Below are 18,650 nucleotides of genomic sequence, written 5' to 3' on the forward strand. Positions count from 1 at the left end.
ATAGCTCCGCTATCGAGACGCTCCGGCGCCTTGCGATGCACCGCACCAGACGCCGCGCCCTGACCGACCCTGATCCACCAGACACCCCCTAGCGGCGGACCGCCGAGATGAGTCCGCCCGGCTGCTCCTCGCCCTGCGGCGGGGTGCTGATCGGGCGGCCGTAGGCGGCGGCGCGCTCGCGCAGGGTGTGGGGGTGGGCCTCCCAGCCGTGCCCCGCCAGCCACCCCACCGGGTCGTCCGGCATCTCCGAGACCCACATGGTGGCGGCCGATCCCGGTGCGGCATCCGCGCCGAAGCGTTCGATCACTCCGCGCGAGCCCAGGGTGAGGCCCATACAACTGCCCGGCGCCGACTGCGCGCCGATCCGGGACAGCAGCAACTCCACCGCGTCCTCGGGGAGATAGATCAGGAGCCCTTCGGCGATCCACGCGGTCGGTGCGGTGGGGTCGTGACCAGCGGCGACCAGTGCGGACGGCCAGTCATCGCGCAGATCCACCGCGACGGTGATCCGCTCGCAGCGTGCGACGGCCCGCTCCTGGCTCAGTACGGACTCCTTGAAGTCCAGGGGCGCGGAGGTGTCGACCTCGAAGAGGCGGGTGCCGTCGGGCCAGGCCATCCGGAAGGCGCGGCTGTCCATGCCGGCGCCGAGCAGCACGATCTGTCGGACCCCGGACGCGGAGGCCTCCCGCAACAAGTCGTCGAGGAACTTCGTCCTGATGACGATGGAGAAGGCCAGACCCATGCGACGCCGCCGCGCGGCCTCGTCGCCGGGCAACGGCGGTGCGGAGGGCGCCAAACCGCCCGCAGTGGCGAAGGCCTGTGCGAGGGGGTCGCGGAACAGCGCGTTCTCGCGCTCGGTCTCCAGCGCCCGCACCTTGGCCACCCCCACCGCCGTGGCCCACACTCCCGACGGCCGCACCCGCTCCTGCTCATCAGTCACCGAACCAGCCTAGTTGCACCGTTGTCGCCGGCCGGACGCGGGATGCGGGTCCCTGCGGGGCCGCCGGAATCGAACCAGGTGCATTGAATCCACGGCCAGCGAATCCACGGCCGACGGGTCGACGGCCGGCGGGCCCGGCAGCCGGGGTGGCCGGTGTGAGCCCCGGTGCTGTCCGGGGCTCGACCGGCGCGTATCGTCTCTCCGCGTGACCGCAACCGACGCGCCCCGCACCAACCGTGACCTGCTCATATGGGCCTGGATCCTTGCGATCCCCGCCATTGGTGGCTTCGTGCTGGCGTTCGGCCTGATGCTGTTTCCGACGTCTTTCGACAACAACGGAAGTTTCCAGCCCCCCATGTCGTGCGGTGTGCCCGCGCTGTTCGACCGGCAGGCCTTCACGAAGCAGCACTACGGCCCCGGCGGAGAGCTCGGCGAGCTCGGTACGTCCGGATGCGACGCGGCGGTCGCCACCCGCGAACACCGGGCCGTGGGGGCCCTGGCCGTGGCCGCCCCGCTGGGCCTGCTCGCCCTCACCGTCCACCTGCACCGCCGTACGGACTCCGGTCAGCGCGTGGGCGACCAGGGTGAGACGTCACCGGCGGTCTCGTCCGACTGACCCGGCTGGTGCCGCGAGCTTTTACCGCGTGCCTACGGGCGTTTGCCGCGTGCGTACGGGCAACGCTTCCAGGCCCCGTATGAGTCGCGTCCGCCGCCACCGCAGCTCTTCGGGGGCCACCGCGAGACGGAGCCCGGGGTGACGCGTCAGGAGTGCGCGGAGCGCGATTTCCGTCTCGGCCAGAGCCAGGGGCGCGCCAGGACAGCGGTGGATTCCGTGGCCGAACGCCAGATGCCCCGCGCTGTCGCGGCCCGGATCGAGACGGCCGGGATCGGGATAGCGGGCAGGGTCTCGGTTGGCCGCACCGGGGGAAATGAGCACGGGGACACCGGCGGGGATTTCGGTCTCGCCCAGGGTGATCGCTCGCGTGCTGTACCGGAATGTGGCGATGCCCACCGGGGAGTCGTAGCGCAGCAGTTCGTCCAGAACGGTGCCGATGTGGTCAGGACCGCCGCGTACGCGATCGAGGAGGGCGGGGTGGCGGAGAAGGGCCAGCACGGCGTTGCCGATGAAGTTCGTGGTGGTTTCGTGGCCGGCGACGAGCAGGAGAACCACGAGGGAGACGAGTTCGTCCTCGGTGAGCTGTTCGCCCTCGTCTCTAGCGGCGATGAGTTCGTCCAGGAAGCTGCCGTCCTGGACGCGCCGTCTGGCCTTGATGAGGTCGGTCATGTAACCGGCCACGGCGTGGGAGGCGACATCGATCCGGTGGGGCTGCCCGGCGGAGAACAGCTCGTTCGACCAGGCGCGCACCTGGGCGCGGTCCGCCTCGGGCACCCCGAGCAGTTCGCAGATCACCGTCAGCGGCAGCGGGACGGCGAGAGCGGTGACGAGGTCGGCTTCACCGTCGTCGGGGAGGCCGTCGACGAGGTGGTCGGCGGTCTGCTGGATGTACGGGCGCAGACGGTTGACGGCACCGGTGGTGAATGCCTTGGTCACCAGGCGGCGCAGGCGGGTGTGCTCGGGAGGGTCGGTGGCGAGCATCGTCCGGGCAACGGCCGGGTGCAGATCGCGATTTGAGGTCCGGCCGGCGAAGAACCGGGCGGTGTCCTTGGACAGCCCCGGGTGCGCGAAGGCCGCCTTCGCCTCCGCGTAGCCCGTCACGAGGTAGCTGGGCCCGCTGCCGGATCCGGCGGCCATGTGCCGCACAGGGGCTGCCGCGCGGAGTTCGTCGTAGAAGTCGTAGGGGTTCTCGAAGAACCCCGGGCACGACAGCGGGTCGCTCATGGTGTCGGACCTGCTTCCTTCCCCCGGGCGGTCTCCCCGAGTGTATGGGTCGTCATCAGGTCAGGCGGTGAGCGCCTGGATGACCTGCTCGATCCGGGCGAGCGGGTCGGGACCCGCGGGCCATGTGGTCATCAGCAGGTGGTGGGTGGTGCCGGTCAGGGACAGGGCCAGGGCGGCGGCGCAGTCACGGGTGGCGGGTATCCGGCCGAGGCGCCGTTCGGCCTGAAGATAGGCCGTGAGCGAGCCGCAGCCCGGTGGGCCCCTCACGGGCCAGGACGCGCTGTGCGGCCTCGAACAGCTGGTCCCGTACTCCTGTGATCGGGACACCTCTGGGTGACGTGCGGCTCCTTCTCCTTGTCGTATGGGCACCCGCCCATACCTTGATGGACAAGCGCCCGTACTGGAGATGGGCGCCTCAGCCGCCAGGGGGATCTCATGAGCGCGATCGTCAACATCGAGCAGGACAGCACCTGGAACGGTGACGAAGGCCAGTACTGGGCCGACCATCACGATCGCTGGAACGCGGTCAACGAGGGGTTCAACGAGCCGTTGCTGCGGGCTGCCGCGATCGCGCCGGGCGAGCGGGTGCTCGACCTCGGCTGCGGCGCGGGCCAGACCTCGCGGCTCGCCGCCCGGCGGGCCCACCCGGGCCAGGTGCTCGGCCTTGACCTCTCGGCACCCGAGCTGGACCGGGCCCGCGCGCTCGCGGTCCAAGAAGGCCTGGACAACCTGCGCTTCGAGCGAGGTGACGCCCAGGTCCACCCTTTTCCGCCGGGCGGCTTCGACGTCGCTCTGAGCCGCTTCGGCATCATGTTCTTCGCGGACCCGGCCGCCGCCTTCGCTCATGTCCGCGGCGCCCTGCGCCCCGGCGGACGCCTCGCCCTCGCCAGTCTCTCCGCGCCCGAACGGTTGGACTGGGCGGGCCTGTTCGCCGACTTGCGCGCCTTCGGCCCGGTCCCTGACTTCACCGTCGGCGCGCCCGGCATGTTCTCGCTCGCCGATCCGGCGACGATCCGTCAGCTCTTGACCGGCGCGGGCTTCCGCGACGTACGCGTGGACCTGGTGACGGCGCAGATGAACTTCGGCAAGGACGCCACCGACGCGGCCGCCTTCCTGGCCGGCTCCGGCCCCGCCCGGTCCCTGCTCGAACGTCTCGCCCCCGGGGAGGCCGAGCAGGCCCGCGAGGCGATGCGCCAGGCCTTGGCCCGTTTCGAGGGCCCCGGCGGCGTCCGGCTCAACGCCGAGGCATGCCTGGTCAGCGCCCGCTGCTGACGGCGTCGGTACGTTTCCGCGTCTCCGATGCGCCGGCCTGGCGGCCGGGTCACCTGCCGTACGGACGGCTCGACCAGCGGGTTTCCCGCGCGACAGGCCCGCCGGAGTGGACCGGCCTATGGTCGGTAGGGAAAGGGTTGTCGCCGCCAGGGGAAAGGGTTGTCGCCGGCCGGAAGGCGGGAACAGGCCGTCGCGCGTCACGGTGGCGTACTGGCCGGCCGTCTGGAGGGACCGTCATGGGCCGGGTGCAAGGGCTACAGGGCCGTACGGCCGTCGTGACCGGCGCCGCCCGGGGAATCGGCGCCGCGCTGGCATGGGAGCTGGCCGTGCGGGGCATGCGGGTGGCGCTGCTGGGTCTGGAGGGCGAGGGCCTGCGCGAGGTCGCCCGGGGCCTGTCGGCGGAGACGTACTGCGTTGAGGTGGACGTCACCGACGAGACGGCGATGGAGCGCGCGGCAGCCTCGGTCGGCGAGGAGCTGGGGGCGCCGTCGGTGGTGGTGGCCAACGCGGGTGTCGCCGAGGGCGGCCCCTTCGCCGCCTGCGACCCGGCCACCTGGCGCCGCGTCATCGACGTCAACCTCTGTGGCAGCGCCACTACCGCCCGGGTGTTCCTTCCCGCCCTGCTCGGCAACCGTGGCTACTACCTGCAAATTGCCTCCACCGCCGCGTTCGGCTCGGTGCCCATGATGAGTGCCTACTGCGCGTCCAAGGCCGGCGTCGAGTCCTTCGCCCAGTCCCTGCGTTCCGAGCTCGAGCCGCAGGGCACCAAAGTGGGCATCGCCTACGTGCACTGGACGGACACCGGCATGATCCGCGACGCTGACCAGCACACCGTGCTGCGCGAGCTGCGCGCCCACATGCCGCCCGGGGCCCGCCGCACCTACCCGGTGGAGAGCATCGCCTCCTGGATCGCGCGGGGCGTCGACCGCCGTCTCGCCACCGTCTACGCACCGCCGTGGTTGCGCTGGGTTCAGCCGCTGCGTCCGCTGTTCCCGTCGGCCGTGACCGCCGTCTCGCGCCACGTTCTGCCGCGCATGGCCGACCGGGGTCCGGTCTCCCCGACCGGGCTGCTCGGTCCGGGAGGCAGGGCCGCCGGGTCGGTGCAGCGCGCACCAGAACGGGATTGAACGGGCGGAAACGGTGGCGGACGGGGTGGCGCTTCGGAAAAGTGGACCGCTTCTCGTCGGGCAAGGCGTGCCTATTGCGTCGGCTGTGGCGTTGAAGGGGTGGGTGTGGGCTGGGGGGCTGGGCCGAGGGCTGCTGTTGCGGCTGGGTCTGCGGCTGTGGCACTGGGCTGTTCCGGCTTCGGCACGGGCGGGGTTGCTTCGGCTCCGGCACCGGGGAGGGTGCTTCGGCTCCCGCACGAGGGCCGTTCCGGCTGCCGTCGGCGTGGGAGATCCGGGTTTGCCGGTGTTGGGCGATGTGTCCGCGTACGGTGGGTCCACCGCCGCGCCGCCTTCGAGGTGCGCCCGCGCGGCAGTTGGGAACAACGGTGCTGGAGGGGTTGGATGGCGCAGGTCTCGTCGGGTGAGCTGGACGACCGGGTGCTCGGCCGCACATGGACGGTGCGGCTGGATGCGGCGGCCCGGGGCACGGCGGCGGTGCGCGTCTCGTGCAGTCGGCCGGCCTGTCTTCCGGAGCGGCTGCCGACGGCCGCCGCCGGGCGCACGAACGCGGTCGCTCACCTCAAGGCCCATCTGAAGGCCATTGCCGGGCCGCGCCCCGACGCGTTCTGCGTGTGCAAGGCCGAGGGCTGCCAGGCCCACAACCTGTCCCGGCGCGATGAACGCCCCGAGCGCGGGGAGCCGTGGCGGTGCGGTGGTCCGGTGGTTCTGGCCATCGTCACCGACCGCGAGGGGCGTTGGTGGCGGGCGATGGAATGCTGCTCACGTTGCGCGGCCGCGACCCCCGGCGCCAAAACCGTCGCCACCGCGCCGCCGGCTCCCCGAAAGGGCAACGCCGCCGACGGTAGCGGAGTTCCCGCCGCTGCGGATCGCACCCGCGCAGGCGTCGCGGCCCTGGAGGACACCGCGGTGTTGTTCTCCGACAACGCCAACAGCGCCTCGTCCACTGCGAGATCGGGTGATCCCGCGCCCCCACCGCCCAGATCCGGCCCGCTCCCCCGCGCCCGGGCGGCTACGTCGGCGTCGGCGTCACCGGCTGCGGCTGCGGCGCCCAGAGGGACCAAGCCCTGGGGGAAGATCGGGCAGCGGACTGTGCCGCAGAACTTGCGGCCCGACGTCCTGCGCGTCGAACTCATCGAACTCGGCGACGCGTTCCGCGCCTACCAGCAACGTGCCGAGCCCGACCTCGCCCTCCTCGCCACCCTCCACGAGCGCAAGGCGCGCGCGTTCGCCCTGTGGGCCGACGTCACCCGCACAGAAGCGCTGCGAGAGGAGGCCGAACGTGCCGAGAAGGCCGCGCGGACCACGCGCGCCATGCACGCCAACCGCGCCCACCGTCCGACCTGCGGTGACACGGACGCCACCGGGCCCCAGGTGGAGTGGCTGCTGACGCGAGGCCAGGCCGTCCACGCCCGCGCCGTACTCGACCACGTCCAGGACCATTCTCCGCACCCCGAGGCCGAGGTGCGCCTGGCCGTCCTCATGCTCACCCTGCGGGCCGCGCGCGCCGGCACCGGGAACGTCACCGGTCAGGACCTCACCGGCTGGCTGGCCGGCGACGCGGAACCCGTACTGGAACGTCTGGTCACGGGCGACTGGCTGCGGCTGTCCTGCACCGTGGCGCAGGCTCTGGCGTCCCGGCCCGAGGACGCGGTGGCGTTCACCGTCCCCACCCTGCTGCCGGACCGGCCGCGTCCGTTCGCCTTCGGCAAGACCAGCCGCTCGAAGATCTCGGGCTGGGCCCAGAAGGCGGTCGGCGACCGGAAGCTACGCAAGAAGAAGCTGGGCCCGGCCACCCGGCTCCTCGCCCTGTACGCCGCAGCCCATTCCCGCCCCGACGGCCAACTCGGCCCGGAGCAGGACGGCGGTCTCCACCTGGACCGACTCTCGGCGTTCTGCGCCTTGCCCGCCGAGGAGATCGGCGAGCAGGCCGAACTGCTCGTCACCGCAGACTGGTTCAGCGAGGCCGACACGTCGCAGGACCGGTTGCGGGCCCGATTGTCCGAGCGGGTACTCCCCCTGAGTGGACTGCTCTAGGACTTGGCGCGGCGCGGTGGGCGCCACGGGCGGGGGGCGGAAGGCGGACGTTGGTAGCTGACTTTCAACTCTGGCCGTGAGGAACCGGGCGGCTGAACGAGCCCTATCCCCAACTTCCCTTCTTTATAAGGGAGTTTCGGCCAGGAGATGGGGACTCAGTTCAGGCCGGTAAGAAACTCGCCGAAGAGCCGGTTGGCGGTCTCGGAGTCGTAGAGGCGTTCGAACTCCGCGCGTGCGAGGCTGCGTCGGAACTCGCCGCGGTAGGAGACGTCTCCCGCGTCGTGCATGAGGTCGGTGAACCAGGCGGCGTACGCCTGGTAGTTCCACACGTGCTTGAGGCAGGTGGCGGAGTACGCCTCCAGCGGGCCAGCGTCCTGCTCCATGACCCGCTTCAGGACGGCCGTGGCGAACACGTCGGCGTCGTGCAGGGCCAGGTTCATGCCCTTGGCGCTCATGGGCGGCACGATGTGCGCGGCGTCACCGAGCAGGTACAGGCGGCCGTAGCTCATCGGGGCGTAGACCACGCTGCGCAGCGGCACCAGCGTCTTGCTGGTGATGGGCCCCTTCGCGGGCGACCGGTTCGCCGAAGCGTGCCTCGATCTCGTCCCAGATCCGGTCGTCCGCCCACTCCTCGACGGCGGTGTCCAGCGGGCACTGGAGGTAGAAGCGGCTGGCCCGGGGTCCGCGGGCGAACTGGCCGGCGAAGCCCCGGTCGTGGATCGCCATCATGGACTGGTGGTTGGCGGGGGCGTCGGCCAGTACGGTCAGCCAGGCGTACCCGTACTCGTGGGACTGGCGGGTCAGTAGGTTGTCGGGGATGCTCGCCCGGCTGACGCCGTGGCCTCCGTCGCAGCCGGCGATGAAGTCGCAGGTGATGACCCGCGTCGCGCCCGTACTGTCGCGGTAGCGGACGCGCGGCCGGGGGCCGGCCAGGTCCTCCAGTTCGACGTCCTCGACTTTGAAGCGGAGGTCGCCGCCGTCGCTGACGAAGACGTCGATGAGATTGCGCACGAGGACCTGCTGGGGGCAGAAACGTCCGTCGACGTGGTCGTCGGTCACGTACCTGAAGGGGCGCGACTCGCCGTCGACGCGGAAGTTCAGCACCGGCGCGAAGGGGGCGCCGTCGAGGAGCCGGTCCTCCAGGCCCCGCTCGCGGAACATGCGCGCGGCCCTGGGGTCGACGACCCCCGCGCGCTGGCGCTGCTACGCCGGTGTCCGGACCATAAAGACAGCTCAGGTACGCGCGCCCCTCCCCCACCCCCGCACCGCTCTCCGCGCAGAATTTCCGTGACGTCAGCCGCGCACGAAGCCGGCTGGGTCGGCCATGTAGCGGTCGAGGTCCGGGTCCTCGTGGAGCGCGTTGAACTCGTCGTGAATCTGCCACGCAGGGCCGAGTTCGGCGCGAAGGCGGCTGAGCGCTTGGCGTACCGCCTCGTTGAAATGGTCACACTCCGCTGCACGCCACGGCCCGGGGTTCGGGGGGTAATCCCAGTTCAACGCCGTATCGTAACGAGCTATCAGCCCGTACAGGACATCGCGGAGGTCGCGGCTGATCGGCAGCCGGTCCAGCTCGACCGGGTACCCCCACACCTCCGCGTCCTCGGTGGCCGCCCAGAGGACTGCGCCTGATCCTGCGTCGAAGAAGAATCTCGCGGCGGGCATGGCGTCGAACCCCTCGTTGTGTCGCGGTAGCGCCCATCACGGTACTCGAAGAGGTCGGCACGGCACCCCCCAAGCCACCCCACGGCGTCCGGATGCGGTTGGCACCTCGCCCGCGTCCCCCGGCTCCTCGTGCGCCAGCCAAAGGGTTCGGTGACTGGCCGGTATGGGCCGCCCACAATCCGGCCAATGACTCAGCGCAGCGAAACGATCACCCAGGTGGAGATTTACTTGAAGTCTCACATTGTTCTAAGGTGCAAGTGAGGCCACCGCCTCACCCTTCACCGCCCCGGGAGACCCCCATGCCTGTACGCCGCCTCAATCACGCGGTGCTCTACGTGCGAGACGTCGCTCGCGCCGTGGAGTTCTACACGGACGTATTCGGCTTCAAGCTCGACGTCGACATCCCCGGCCGCGCCGCGTTCCTCAGCGCCGAGGACACCCTCAACGATCACGACCTCGGCCTGTTCTCCGTCGGGGCACAGGCGCCCGGACCCGAGCAGGGTCGCGTGGGGCTTTACCACCTGGCCTGGGAGGTGGGAACGCTCGGCGAACTCGCCGCCATCGCCGTCGAGCTCACCAAGCGCGGCGCCATGGTCGGCTCGACGGATCACCTGGTGTCGAAGTCCCTGTACGCCAAGGACCCCGACGGCAACGAGTTCGAGATCATGTGGCGCGTGCCGCGCGAGGACTGGCCGTCCGAAGCCGACGACGCCCGCCCGAGCGGACTCGACCTCGAAGCCGCGCTCAAGCGTTGGGGACCCGACCTCAAGACGGGTGCGGCCGCCGGGTCGCCCACCTGAGTCAGGAGCGGCCGCCGCTTGCGCCGTGCGTCCGCTCACCCCGGTGCCCGCCGGTCGGCGAGAGAGGCCGCCGCCGCAGCCGGGCGTCAGTTGTCGCCGGCGTCGTCCCGCCGCTCCACGATCACGAGCGTGCCCCGGCTTCCGGGACGGACCGCGTGGACCGTCCCTGCCGGGACCAAATAGAGCTCGCCCGCGCACACCGGCACGGGCCTGCCGTCGACTTCGAGTTCGAGGCGCCCGTCGAGGACGAGAAGCACCTCGGCGGCCTCATGGCTCTCGGCCTTGACCGGCATGTCATCCATCCTCAGCACTTTCACACAGGCGGTACCCATGTCGCCCAGCACACGTGAGCGCCACCCTCCGGGGAGATCGGCGGCGGCATTCATCAGGTTGATCAGGCTCACGACGCACTTCTCCTCTGACCCCCGGTGTGATGTCACCGGACGCCCTCAGCAAGGTCTCTGGATGCCCGAAAAGCTACGTGGCCTGCGCGTACGGTTGGTCGACCGTTTCGCAAAGGATGGCGAGGGCGACCCTGACTGGTGGATGCCATCCCCACGTGGGCGGACCGCGCGTGCTCGGCAACCCGTGACAACAACGAACCATATTTGACCGGTCGTTCCACTGTCACTAGAGTTCGAGCGTGGCCAGAACCAAGGAATTCGATCCGGACGCCGCGTTGCAGTCAGCCCTGGAGCTGTTCTGGCGGCGCGGCTACGAGGCCACCTCGATGGCTGACCTCGTCGAACATCTCGGCATCGGACGTGCCAGCATCTACGCCACCTTCGGCAACAAGCACGAGCTGTACCTGAAAGCGCTGGATCGCTACAACGAGCACCACGACGCGGCTCTGCTGAGCGCACTGTCCCAGCCCGGCCCCGCACTGCCCGCCGTGCGTACGCTGGTACGACGCTTCGCGGCCGAGGCACACGCCAACGACCGGCGTTCCCTGGGGTGTTTCGTCACCAACACGGCCGCAGAACTGGGCGCACACGATACGGCGGCGGCCCGCCGGGTCGAGACGAGCTGGGACCACGTCGAGACTCTGCTGCGCTCAGCGCTGACCCGGGCCCAGGCGCAGGACGAGTTGCCGACCGACCGCGATCCGCGCACACTCGCGCGGATGCTGCTCGTACTGATGCAGGGTCTGCGAGTGGTCGGCAAGGTGTCACAGGACCCGGGCCGCGTGCGGGACGCCGCCGAGCAGGCGTTGAAGCTGCTCGACTGACCAACCCTGCGGGGAGCGTGAGGGTGCGCGTGTGTCTGCCCTTGCGGCCATATTCTAGAACGGTCAGTCCATTATCGAGGCGCCCGCCCCCTGGCACCCCGCAAACGGCCCCGGCACCCGCGCCCCTCAACGCCCCCAACCTCAACTCCCAACGCCCGACCCGGACCCCGAACCCCGAACCCCGAACAACCAAGTGCCGACCTAAGGAGCCACCACCATGACCGCACGCTTCACCGGAAAGACCGTCCTCGTCACCGGCGCGGGCTCCGGCATCGGCCGGGCCGTCGCTCTCGCCTTCGCGGCCGAAGGTGCCTCGGTCGTCGGGGCCGGACGTACCGTCACGGCGCTCGACGAGACGGTTGCGCTGATCGAGAAGGAAGGTGGTTCGGCCGTCGCGGTCACCACGGACGTGACGCGTTCCGAGGACGTCAGAGCCCTGGTCCGTCATACCGTCGAACGCTTCGGCAGCCTTGATGTCGCCGTGAACAATGCCGGCGTCTTCCGGGGCGGTGCCCCCATAGCGGACCTCCCCGAGGAGGACTGGCGCACCATGCTGGACATCAACGTCACTGGCGTACTCCTCAGCCTCCAGGCCGAAGTGGCTCAGATGCGGCGACAGCCCACCGGTGGCGCGATCGTCAACATCGCCTCCAACCTGGGCGCGCACAGCCGACTCCCGGGCCTCGCCGGCTACCTGGCCGGCAAGGCGGCCGTCTCCGCCCTGACCAGGGCGGCGGCCCTGGACCACATCGCCGACGGGGTCCGCATCAACGCCGTCAGTCCCGGCCCCTCCGACACCGCCATGTCGCTGCGCCCGGGCGAGACCGTCGCTGACCGCGCAGCCCGCATGAAGAGCGCGTCGCCGCTGGGACGGGTCTCCTCCACCGCCGAAGTCGCCTCAGCCGTGCTGTACTTGGCGTCGCCGGATGCCGCATCGATCGTCGGCGCCGACCTCGTCATCGACGGCGGCGCCGCCGCCTGACGGCAACCCCTGCGCCGACGCGAGTGCGGTCGCGTTCGCACCGGCGCGGGCCACGGCAGCCGGTCGCGGCAGCGCGGGTCACGAGAGGATCCGGTAACGACGGACCCGGATCACGACAGGCGGCTGGCGGCGCTCGGCCACCTGCCCGGCCGGCCGATCATGTGTCGGTGCGCTCGGCCTCTGCCGCCGACAGCTCGCCCTCCAGTCGCGGGGCTTCCATCGGAAAGAGGATGGGACTGAGCAGGTATTGCGCTCGCTCGGAACTCGGGCGGTTGGTCAGTTTCGGCGCGATGGCCGCACGCAGCTCGCCGATCAGTTCCTCCCGTTCCGCCGGGCTGAGCCAGAGCGCATGTTGCCGGTAACCCACCTGGTCGGCCACCGGATCGGCTCCGTCGCGGTCGAGATAGGCGGTGAACTCGGCCAGCAGCGCGGTCATCGCGGTGGCGAACACCTGCCGGTGGCCCTCGGGCGTGAGCGTGCCGAACCGCCTCGGCGCCGATTACAGCCCGGTCCTGTCGCAACCGGTAGTGCCGTTGCACCGCGCCCCGCACCACCAACACCTCCACGCGCAGCCCGGTCGAGTCCGCCTTCGCCATCCAGGAGCTGACGGGCGGCCACCAGACGCACGTGGGCGCCCTCACCATGACCAGCCGCGCGGTGGCGCACGGCATCCCGGCCTTCGGCGTACGCATCGAAGCCGAGGGGCGCTCGCTGGTCTATTCCGGGGACACGGCGCCGTGCGCGAACCTCGGACGGCTCGCCGCAGGGTGCGACGTGCTGCTGTGCGAGGCCGAGAGCGCCGAGGCTCCCGCCGGGGACGCGCAGGTGCACCACAGCCCCGAGGACACCGGCGAAACTGCCCGCGAGGCTCAGGCGGCCCGGCTGATCGTCACGCACGTCGGCAGGTTCCTCACCCCGGGACAGGCCGTGCGCGCGCCTCGGCCCGGTACGACGGCCCCATCGATTACGCCACGCCCGGTGCCACCTTCTCGATCAGCTGCGGGCGACAACTACTGGACACTGAAGGGGCCAGCTCTGGTCGGTGCCTTGCCACCGACGGCCTCTGCCTCCGCTCCCCCGCCCGAGCTCGTTCTTCGCCCCGCGCCCCGCGCCCCGCGCCGATTTGCCGGCCGTGCTCGCTCTGTGAGGGGCGGAGACTCGGATCGTGGGCGGTACCCCCCCGGAGCCGAGCCAACTCACCCTGCTGTCCGGCGGGTTCCGCCCCTTCCCGGCGCCTCGGCCATGAATCCCTTGAATCCCGTGGGTCACTTCGGCAGATCGGCGGCGAGGAAGGGCACAAGGAGCGCCAGCAGCGCCTCGGGCCGGTCGAGGGGGATGATGTGGCCGCAGTCCTGGAGGCAGTGTCCGGTCAAGTCGTCGGCAAAAAAGCGGAGTTGGCGTTCGAGGCCGGGGCCGACGGGGTGGGAGCCGATGGCCATGGTCGGCATGGTCAGGCGAGCTGTCGTGACGGCGTCCTCGATCTGTCGCCCGCTGGTGGGCAGCGCCCGGTAGTACGAGAACGCGCACCGCAGCGCCTCGCTCCCGGTGTACGCCTCGACGAAGGCCGCGCGGATGTCGTCGGGCACTCCCCGCCCGAGCGTCCCCGCATTGAGGAACCAGTCGATGTACGGGGCCTCGTTGCCGGCCAGTACGGTCTCGGCGAGGCCGGGGACGGCGTGGAAGCCGAACCACCAGGGGGCGCCGCCCGCGAGGACGTGTTCCGCCCCCGGCAGGCGACCGAGCAGGGCCTCCATCACCACCAGACGGCGGACGAGGCCGGGTCGGCGCAACCCGAGCAGGACGGCGGGCGCGGCCCCCGCGTCGATGCCGATCACCGCCGCCGAGGCCTCGCCGAGCGCGTCGAGCAGCCCTTCGGCGTCGGCGGCGAGGGTGCCCGCGTCGTACCCGTCGAGGGCCCGTGTGCTGGCGCCGAAGCCTCGCAGGTCCGGGGCGATGACCTGGTACCGGCCGGCCAGCGGGCCCATGATCTCCCGCCAGACCTGCCAGGTGTGAGGGAAGCCGTGCAGTAGCAGGACCGCCGGTCCCTCCCCCGCGACGGCGACGTTGAGTTCGACCCCGTTCGTCGTGACGCGGCGCAGTTGGTGTGCGGTGGCGAACGGCAAGGTGACTCCCCGGATTAGGCGGTTACGATTGGTTACCAGCGAACGATAGGTAACCGCCTGGCCGCTGCCCAGACGGCACTTTCAGGGAAGGTGGTGAGCCCCAGGTGACCACCCGAGGAGCCCGGGCCGCGCGTACCGGGGCGCGGGGTGATGTGTTCGATCCCCTGTGCCCGACACGGCAGTTGCTGGACCGGATCGGTACGAAGTGGACGTCGATGGCCGTCAAGACGCTGGCCGACGCCGCACCGGACGAGGTGCGCTTCGCGGAGCTGAAGCGCCGGATGCCCGGGGTCTCGCAGAAGATGCTGTCCGTGACGTTGCGCGGTCTGACCCGCGACGGGCTGGTGTCACGCCGGGTCGAGCCGAGCGTGCCGCCGCGCGTCTTCTACCGGCTCACCGAACTGGGGCTGTCCCTGGAAGTGGCGCTCGCGGCGCTGCGGACCTGGGCGGAGGACCACATGGCCGAGATCGACCGAGCCAACCGCACCGCCGACCAGGCGGCGGATGAGGCCGACGAGGGGAACGCGGCCGGGTCCGCCCATGACTAGGGGGCGTCTGGTGGATCAGGGTCGGTCAGGGCGCGGCGTCTGGTGCGGTGCATCGCAAGGCGCCGGAGCGTCTCGATAGCGGAGCTATCGGGGCGATTCGGCAACGCCGCGAGGTGCCGTGCCAGACGCCGCGCCCCCGGCCATGGTCCACCAGACACCCCCTAGCCCGGGTGGGGTAACACGGCGGGTGCCGCGGGAGCGGAGAGGGGACCGTTGGTCGCGACGACCGGCTCGTCGCGCAGCCTCCGCACCCACACCACCGCCCCACCCTCGAACCCGTTCCCCGGCCCGGAAAAGCGCTGCCGGAACCCGCCGAATGGAGCCTCCCCCATGACGACTCCCGCCCCCTCCACCGACTACGACAACCCCGACGCCGTGGACGTCTCTCTGATGATCGTCGGGGATTCGATCAGCCACGGCAGCAGCGGCGACTGGACCTGGCGTTTCCGCCTCTGGAAGCACCTCGATGAAAACCGTGTGCGGGTGGACTTCGTCGGCCCCTTCAAAACGCTCGACAACATCCGGACCGAGGAGACCGGCGACGGCGACAACACATACGCCGACACCAGGTTCGACCGCGATCACGCCGCCAAGTGGGGGCAGCCCTACATCGTCGCCAAGACGACCATTCAGGAGTATGTGGCGACCTACCGGCCCGACTTCGTCCTCGTACTCCTCGGCATCAATGACCTGATCTGGTACGACGTCACCCCGGAGCAGTTCGAGGCCAACCTGCGTGAGTTCATCGCCAACGCCCGCGCCGGACACCACGCCGTCCGTCTCGTCCTCGGCACCATCCTGGAGACCGTCAGGGCCACGCAGGACTTCGACCTCTCCAAGCGCGTGAGCAAGTGCAACGACCGTCTCCGCGCCGTGGCCACCGAACTCCGCCGACCGCTCTCCCCCATCGAAGTGGCCGACACCGCAGCCGAGTTCACCGCCTCCGACCACACCTGGGACGACACCCACCCCAATCCCAACGGCGAGGTGCGCATCGCGGCCGCCTTCGCCGACGTGCTCAGCCAGCGCTTCCAGATCGGCGCCACGTATCCACGCCCCTACCCCGTACTCGACAGCATCCCCATGGAACGCAAAGCACCCGTCCACGTCGACACCGCCGAAGACGCCGGACTCTGACCCCGGCAGACACACCGGCCCCCTCGGTCAAGAAACGTACGGTTCCGAAGCGCCCTTCCGGGGTAGGCGGCGCCCGAAGCCGATGTCCCCCCACGCGGGGGTTGGCGGTCAGCGCTTCACACGGAGGAAGCTGAGGGTGTTCTCGGTGAACGTCAGGCGGGACGGGCACAGCGTGGTGTTCGCGCTGCGCGGAGAGCTCGACCACGACAGCGTGGAGCAGCTGCGCGAGGCGGGGAACAAGGAGCTGCTGGACGGGCGGGCAGAGGGCCCGGTGGTGGTCGACTGCTCCCTCCTGTCGTTCTGCGACTCTTCTGGCATCGGTGAACTCGTCCGGCTGCACCAGCAGTTGTCCTGGCGCGACCGCGCGTTCCGGCTGGCGTCCGTACCGGCCAAGGTGTCGCGTTTGTTGGAGTTGACGGGTCTGAACCAGGTGCTCTCCGTGCACGCCGACATGGCCGGGGCTCTGGCCGTGGACAAGGGTTCCCCCGCCGGTGGCGCGGGCTCGGTCCGACTGAATGAGGGGCAGCGCGCATGACGCGTGTACCGAAGCCGCAGCCGGGCCGGCTCGTCGAGGCCGCCGGTGCGTCCGGCGGCGCGTCCGGCGGCGCGTCCGGCGGCGCGTCCGGCGGCGCGTCCGGTGGCGTCAGGGGTGGGGCGGAGGACGATCTGCGGGCGCTGTTCGGGCAGTCGACGTCCGTGTTCGCCTCCCTGGCCGGCCCGGCGCACATGCTGGAGACGGCCAATGCCGCGTTCTTCGCCGCCCTGGGTGGCGGCGAGCCGCTGCGGACCGGAATGCCTCTGGGGCGGATGGTGCCGGAGCTTGCGGCGCAAGGAGTCATCACCCTGCTGGACCGCGTCTACCGCACCGGGAAGCCCCACACCGGACACGACGCGCGGGTCGTGCTGGGCCGAGGGGACGCGGCGCGGGAGGCGTTCTTCGACTTCTCCTACGAGCCCCGCCTGGACGCCGGCGGAAACGTCATGGGCGTACGCATGATCGGCGTGGAGACGACTCAGGTCAAGCACGCCCAGCGCCTCACCGCCGAGCACCGGGCTCTCCTTGAGCAGATCGCGCGGCAGGCCCCGCTGCCGGAGGTGCTGGACGGCATGGCGCACGTCATCGAGGAGCTGTCGCCCGAGGAGGTGCTGGTCTCCGTGCTGCTTGCCGACCCCGACGGTCGGCACCTGCGCCACGGCGCGGCCCCGAGCCTGCCCGACTTCTACAACCGGGCCATCGACGGCATCGCCACGGGTGAAGGCATAGGTTCGTGCGGCACCGCCGCGCACCGGCGGCAACCGGTGATCGTCACCGACATCGCCACCGATCCCTTCTGGGACGACTTCCGCGACCTGGCCGGACGAGCCGGCGTCGCCGCCTGCTGGTCCACTCCGATCCTGGCCCGCGACGGTTCGCTTCTGGGCACCTTCGCGATGTACCACCGCGTGCCTCGCGCTCCGCAGGAGGCGGATCTCGCGCTGGCACGTGTCTTCGCGGGCACCGCCGCCCTGGCCATCGAGCGCGACACGGCGGAAAAGGCACGTCTGGCGGCCGAGGCCCGTGAGAAGGCCGCGCGCGACGACCTCGCCTTCCTGCTGGACGCCAGCGCCGCCCTGACCTCCGACCTCGACGCGGGCCAGACCCTTCAGCGCCTCGCCGCCTCGTGCGTGCCGAGGCTCGCTCCGCTGTGCGCCGTCGACATCATCAAGGGCGGACGCGTGGTCCGGGTCGCCACCGCCGCTCCCACCGAGGCGCAGCAGGACCTGCTCGCGTCCCACATCCCGGTCTACGACGCCGACGACGACGCCGTGTCCCGTGTGCTGGCCTCCGGCGTGAGCGAGGTCGCCCGCCGCGCCCCCACCGGGCCCGGGCCCTGGCACGACCTGGGCGTCACCGGCTACCTGTGCGTTCCCCTCATGGACCGGGGCAGCGCGTTCGGCACCGTGACGCTGCTGACGACGGACGAGCACACCTTTGACGGTCACACCGTCGCCCTGGCCGAAGAACTCGCCCGTCGCTCGGGCTCGGCCGCCCACAACGCCCGTCAGTACGCCCACCGGACCGCCCTCGCCCGCGACCTCCAGGCCGGCCTGCTCCTGCCGGACCTGCCGACCGTGCCGGGAACCGATGTCGCCACCTACTACCACCCCGCCGGTGAAGGACTCGACATCGGCGGCGACTTCTACGACGTTTTTCCTCTGGACGACGGCCGCTGGGCGTTCATGCTCGGCGACGTCTGCGGCCGGGGCGCCATCGCCGCCACCACCACCGCGCTTGTCCGCCACACCGCGCGCGCCGTCGCCCCCTTCCTGCACGGCCCCGAGGACGTCGTCAAGGCCGTCAACCGGGCCTTGCTGAACCGCCCCGGCAGTCACGGCGGCGGCTTCGTCACCCTCGTGTACGGCCAGCTCTCGCCCGCTCCTGACGGCCTCGACATCGAACTCGTCCGCGCCGGCCACACCCTGCCCCTGGTTCTCGACGACGGCCGCACCGCGCGGGCCGTCGAGGCGCCCGGTTCCCTGCTGGGTGTCTCGGCCGACCCGGACGTGTCACCCCATCGGCTGCGGCTGCGCCCCCACGAGAGCCTGCTGCTCTACACCGACGGCATCACCGAGGCGCGCGCCGACGACGGGGAGCAGTTCGGCGAACAGCGTCTCGCCGGTGCCCTGTGCCGCGCGGGGCGTCCGTCCGGCGCCCGGTACGTCATCGACACCGTGATCGAGGCCGTTCGGGCCTTCACCGGAGGCCACGACATCGACGACGACCAAGCCGTCCTCGTTCTGACGGCCACGGAAACGCCTCGATCCGCGAACGCACCTGCCGGCGATCGCGCCGACGACTCTGTCGGCGACAAGGACATCGCACCCGCAGCGTGCCCGTGAGAGCGCCGGGCCGGTGGCGGGCTTTGTCGTAGGAGCCCGCCACCGTGGAATTTGTTTCGCTTCATCAACTCGGGCCG

Annotated in this window: 18 protein-coding genes and 2 pseudogenes; 12 read left to right on the plus strand and 8 right to left on the minus strand. The window is 71.0% G+C overall.

Annotated features, from left to right (window positions below; all coding sequences use genetic code 11):
• Window positions 1-88 precede the first annotated feature (88 nt).
• On the minus strand, window positions 89-940 hold the full coding sequence (locus tag ACFYM2_RS07850; RefSeq protein WP_388834281.1) for a class I SAM-dependent methyltransferase: 852 nt from the start codon (window positions 938-940) through the stop codon (window positions 89-91).
• A 205-nt stretch (window positions 941-1,145) separates the two neighbouring features.
• Here ACFYM2_RS07850 and ACFYM2_RS07855 point away from each other — a divergent pair, with 205 nt between their 5' ends.
• A complete protein-coding gene (locus tag ACFYM2_RS07855) occupies window positions 1,146-1,556 on the plus strand; it encodes a hypothetical protein (protein WP_388459922.1) in 411 nt (136 codons plus the stop codon).
• A gap of 21 nt (window positions 1,557-1,577) precedes the next feature.
• On the opposite strand, the gene ACFYM2_RS07860 is transcribed toward ACFYM2_RS07855, so the two are convergent.
• Window positions 1,578-2,780, minus strand: coding sequence for a cytochrome P450 (locus tag ACFYM2_RS07860; RefSeq protein ID WP_388834284.1), 1,203 nt, complete (start codon window positions 2,778-2,780; stop codon window positions 1,578-1,580).
• 60 nt (window positions 2,781-2,840) lie between these two features.
• Window positions 2,841-3,047, minus strand: a complete 207-nt coding sequence (locus ACFYM2_RS07865; RefSeq protein WP_388834287.1) for a hypothetical protein — start codon at window positions 3,045-3,047, stop codon at window positions 2,841-2,843.
• 168 nt (window positions 3,048-3,215) lie between these two features.
• Between ACFYM2_RS07865 and ACFYM2_RS07870 the strand changes: the two genes are divergently transcribed.
• From ACFYM2_RS07870 to ACFYM2_RS07880, 3 genes are all read left to right on the plus strand, one after another.
• Window positions 3,216-4,052 carry a class I SAM-dependent methyltransferase gene (locus ACFYM2_RS07870; RefSeq protein WP_388834290.1) on the plus strand — a complete coding sequence of 279 codons (837 nt, stop codon included), beginning with the start codon at window positions 3,216-3,218 and terminating at the stop codon, window positions 4,050-4,052.
• Window positions 4,053-4,288: 236 nt separating this feature from the next.
• Window positions 4,289-5,179: an SDR family oxidoreductase gene (locus ACFYM2_RS07875; RefSeq protein WP_388834293.1), complete on the plus strand. Its 891-nt coding sequence runs from the start codon at window positions 4,289-4,291 to the stop codon at window positions 5,177-5,179.
• Between the two features lie 381 nt (window positions 5,180-5,560).
• The gene (locus ACFYM2_RS07880; RefSeq protein WP_388834296.1) at window positions 5,561-7,213 is read left to right on the plus strand and encodes a hypothetical protein; all 1,653 of its coding nucleotides are present in this window, start codon (window positions 5,561-5,563) and stop codon (window positions 7,211-7,213) included.
• A 155-nt stretch (window positions 7,214-7,368) separates the two neighbouring features.
• Here the strand turns inward: ACFYM2_RS07880 and ACFYM2_RS07885 are convergent.
• Window positions 7,369-8,374, minus strand: a pseudogene (locus tag ACFYM2_RS07885) (FAD-dependent monooxygenase).
• A gap of 132 nt (window positions 8,375-8,506) precedes the next feature.
• A complete protein-coding gene (locus ACFYM2_RS07890) occupies window positions 8,507-8,875 on the minus strand; it encodes a hypothetical protein (RefSeq protein WP_359008839.1) in 369 nt (122 codons plus the stop codon).
• A 299-nt stretch (window positions 8,876-9,174) separates the two neighbouring features.
• Here ACFYM2_RS07890 and ACFYM2_RS07895 point away from each other — a divergent pair, with 299 nt between their 5' ends.
• Entirely contained in the window at window positions 9,175-9,675 is a 501-nt protein-coding gene (locus ACFYM2_RS07895) for a VOC family protein (RefSeq protein ID WP_359008837.1), read from the plus strand.
• An 86-nt stretch (window positions 9,676-9,761) separates the two neighbouring features.
• Here the strand turns inward: ACFYM2_RS07895 and ACFYM2_RS07900 are convergent, their stop codons facing one another.
• Window positions 9,762-10,079, minus strand: a complete 318-nt coding sequence (locus ACFYM2_RS07900) for a cupin domain-containing protein (RefSeq protein ID WP_388834299.1) — start codon at window positions 10,077-10,079, stop codon at window positions 9,762-9,764.
• 239 nt (window positions 10,080-10,318) lie between these two features.
• On the opposite strand from ACFYM2_RS07900, the gene ACFYM2_RS07905 reads away from it, so the two are divergent.
• Window positions 10,319-10,903: a TetR/AcrR family transcriptional regulator gene (locus ACFYM2_RS07905; protein ID WP_388834302.1), complete on the plus strand. Its 585-nt coding sequence runs from the start codon at window positions 10,319-10,321 to the stop codon at window positions 10,901-10,903.
• 217 nt (window positions 10,904-11,120) lie between these two features.
• Window positions 11,121-11,885: an SDR family NAD(P)-dependent oxidoreductase gene (locus ACFYM2_RS07910; protein ID WP_388834305.1), complete on the plus strand. Its 765-nt coding sequence runs from the start codon at window positions 11,121-11,123 to the stop codon at window positions 11,883-11,885.
• A 157-nt stretch (window positions 11,886-12,042) separates the two neighbouring features.
• On the opposite strand, the gene ACFYM2_RS07915 is transcribed toward ACFYM2_RS07910, so the two are convergent.
• Window positions 12,043-12,321, minus strand: coding sequence for a hypothetical protein (locus ACFYM2_RS07915; protein WP_359008830.1), 279 nt, complete (start codon window positions 12,319-12,321; stop codon window positions 12,043-12,045).
• A 116-nt stretch (window positions 12,322-12,437) separates the two neighbouring features.
• On the opposite strand from ACFYM2_RS07915, the pseudogene ACFYM2_RS07920 reads away from it, so the two are divergent.
• A pseudogene (locus ACFYM2_RS07920) lies at window positions 12,438-12,880 on the plus strand (MBL fold metallo-hydrolase); the annotation flags it as partial.
• A gap of 270 nt (window positions 12,881-13,150) precedes the next feature.
• Here the strand turns inward: ACFYM2_RS07920 and ACFYM2_RS07925 are convergent.
• A complete protein-coding gene (locus ACFYM2_RS07925) occupies window positions 13,151-14,008 on the minus strand; it encodes an alpha/beta fold hydrolase (RefSeq protein ID WP_388834309.1) in 858 nt (285 codons plus the stop codon).
• A 104-nt stretch (window positions 14,009-14,112) separates the two neighbouring features.
• Between ACFYM2_RS07925 and ACFYM2_RS07930 the strand changes: the two genes are divergently transcribed.
• The 4 genes from ACFYM2_RS07930 to ACFYM2_RS07945 all read left to right on the plus strand — a co-directional run bounded on the left by ACFYM2_RS07930 (window position 14,113) and on the right by ACFYM2_RS07945 (window position 18,573).
• Window positions 14,113-14,556, plus strand: a complete 444-nt coding sequence (locus ACFYM2_RS07930) for a winged helix-turn-helix transcriptional regulator (protein ID WP_388459938.1) — start codon at window positions 14,113-14,115, stop codon at window positions 14,554-14,556.
• Between the two features lie 330 nt (window positions 14,557-14,886).
• A complete protein-coding gene (locus ACFYM2_RS07935; RefSeq protein WP_358993943.1) occupies window positions 14,887-15,693 on the plus strand; it encodes a GDSL-type esterase/lipase family protein in 807 nt (268 codons plus the stop codon).
• Between the two features lie 145 nt (window positions 15,694-15,838).
• Entirely contained in the window at window positions 15,839-16,228 is a 390-nt protein-coding gene (locus tag ACFYM2_RS07940) for an STAS domain-containing protein (protein ID WP_388459939.1), read from the plus strand.
• A complete protein-coding gene (locus ACFYM2_RS07945; RefSeq protein ID WP_388834312.1) occupies window positions 16,225-18,573 on the plus strand; it encodes a SpoIIE family protein phosphatase in 2,349 nt (782 codons plus the stop codon). Before ACFYM2_RS07940 ends, ACFYM2_RS07945 begins: the two co-directional genes overlap by 4 nt.
• Window positions 18,574-18,650 lie beyond the last annotated feature (77 nt).

The sequence above is a fragment of the Streptomyces sp. NPDC006711 genome, from assembly GCF_042869775.1.
GTDB lineage: Bacteria > Actinomycetota > Actinomycetes > Streptomycetales > Streptomycetaceae > Streptomyces.

Coding starts and splice junctions, on each gene's coding strand:
- ACFYM2_RS07945 (WP_388834312.1), top strand. CDS start 16,225: ATGACGCGTGTACCGAAGCCGCAGCCGGGCCGGCTCGTCGAGGCCGCC.
- ACFYM2_RS07870 (WP_388834290.1), top strand. CDS start 3,216: ATGAGCGCGATCGTCAACATCGAGCAGGACAGCACCTGGAACGGTGAC.
- ACFYM2_RS07910 (WP_388834305.1), top strand. CDS start 11,121: ATGACCGCACGCTTCACCGGAAAGACCGTCCTCGTCACCGGCGCGGGC.
- ACFYM2_RS07895 (WP_359008837.1), top strand. CDS start 9,175: ATGCCTGTACGCCGCCTCAATCACGCGGTGCTCTACGTGCGAGACGTC.
- ACFYM2_RS07915 (WP_359008830.1), bottom strand. CDS start 12,321: ATGACCGCGCTGCTGGCCGAGTTCACCGCCTATCTCGACCGCGACGGA.
- ACFYM2_RS07880 (WP_388834296.1), top strand. CDS start 5,561: ATGGCGCAGGTCTCGTCGGGTGAGCTGGACGACCGGGTGCTCGGCCGC.
- ACFYM2_RS07875 (WP_388834293.1), top strand. CDS start 4,289: ATGGGCCGGGTGCAAGGGCTACAGGGCCGTACGGCCGTCGTGACCGGC.
- ACFYM2_RS07860 (WP_388834284.1), bottom strand. CDS start 2,780: ATGAGCGACCCGCTGTCGTGCCCGGGGTTCTTCGAGAACCCCTACGAC.
- ACFYM2_RS07890 (WP_359008839.1), bottom strand. CDS start 8,875: ATGCCCGCCGCGAGATTCTTCTTCGACGCAGGATCAGGCGCAGTCCTC.
- ACFYM2_RS07935 (WP_358993943.1), top strand. CDS start 14,887: ATGACGACTCCCGCCCCCTCCACCGACTACGACAACCCCGACGCCGTG.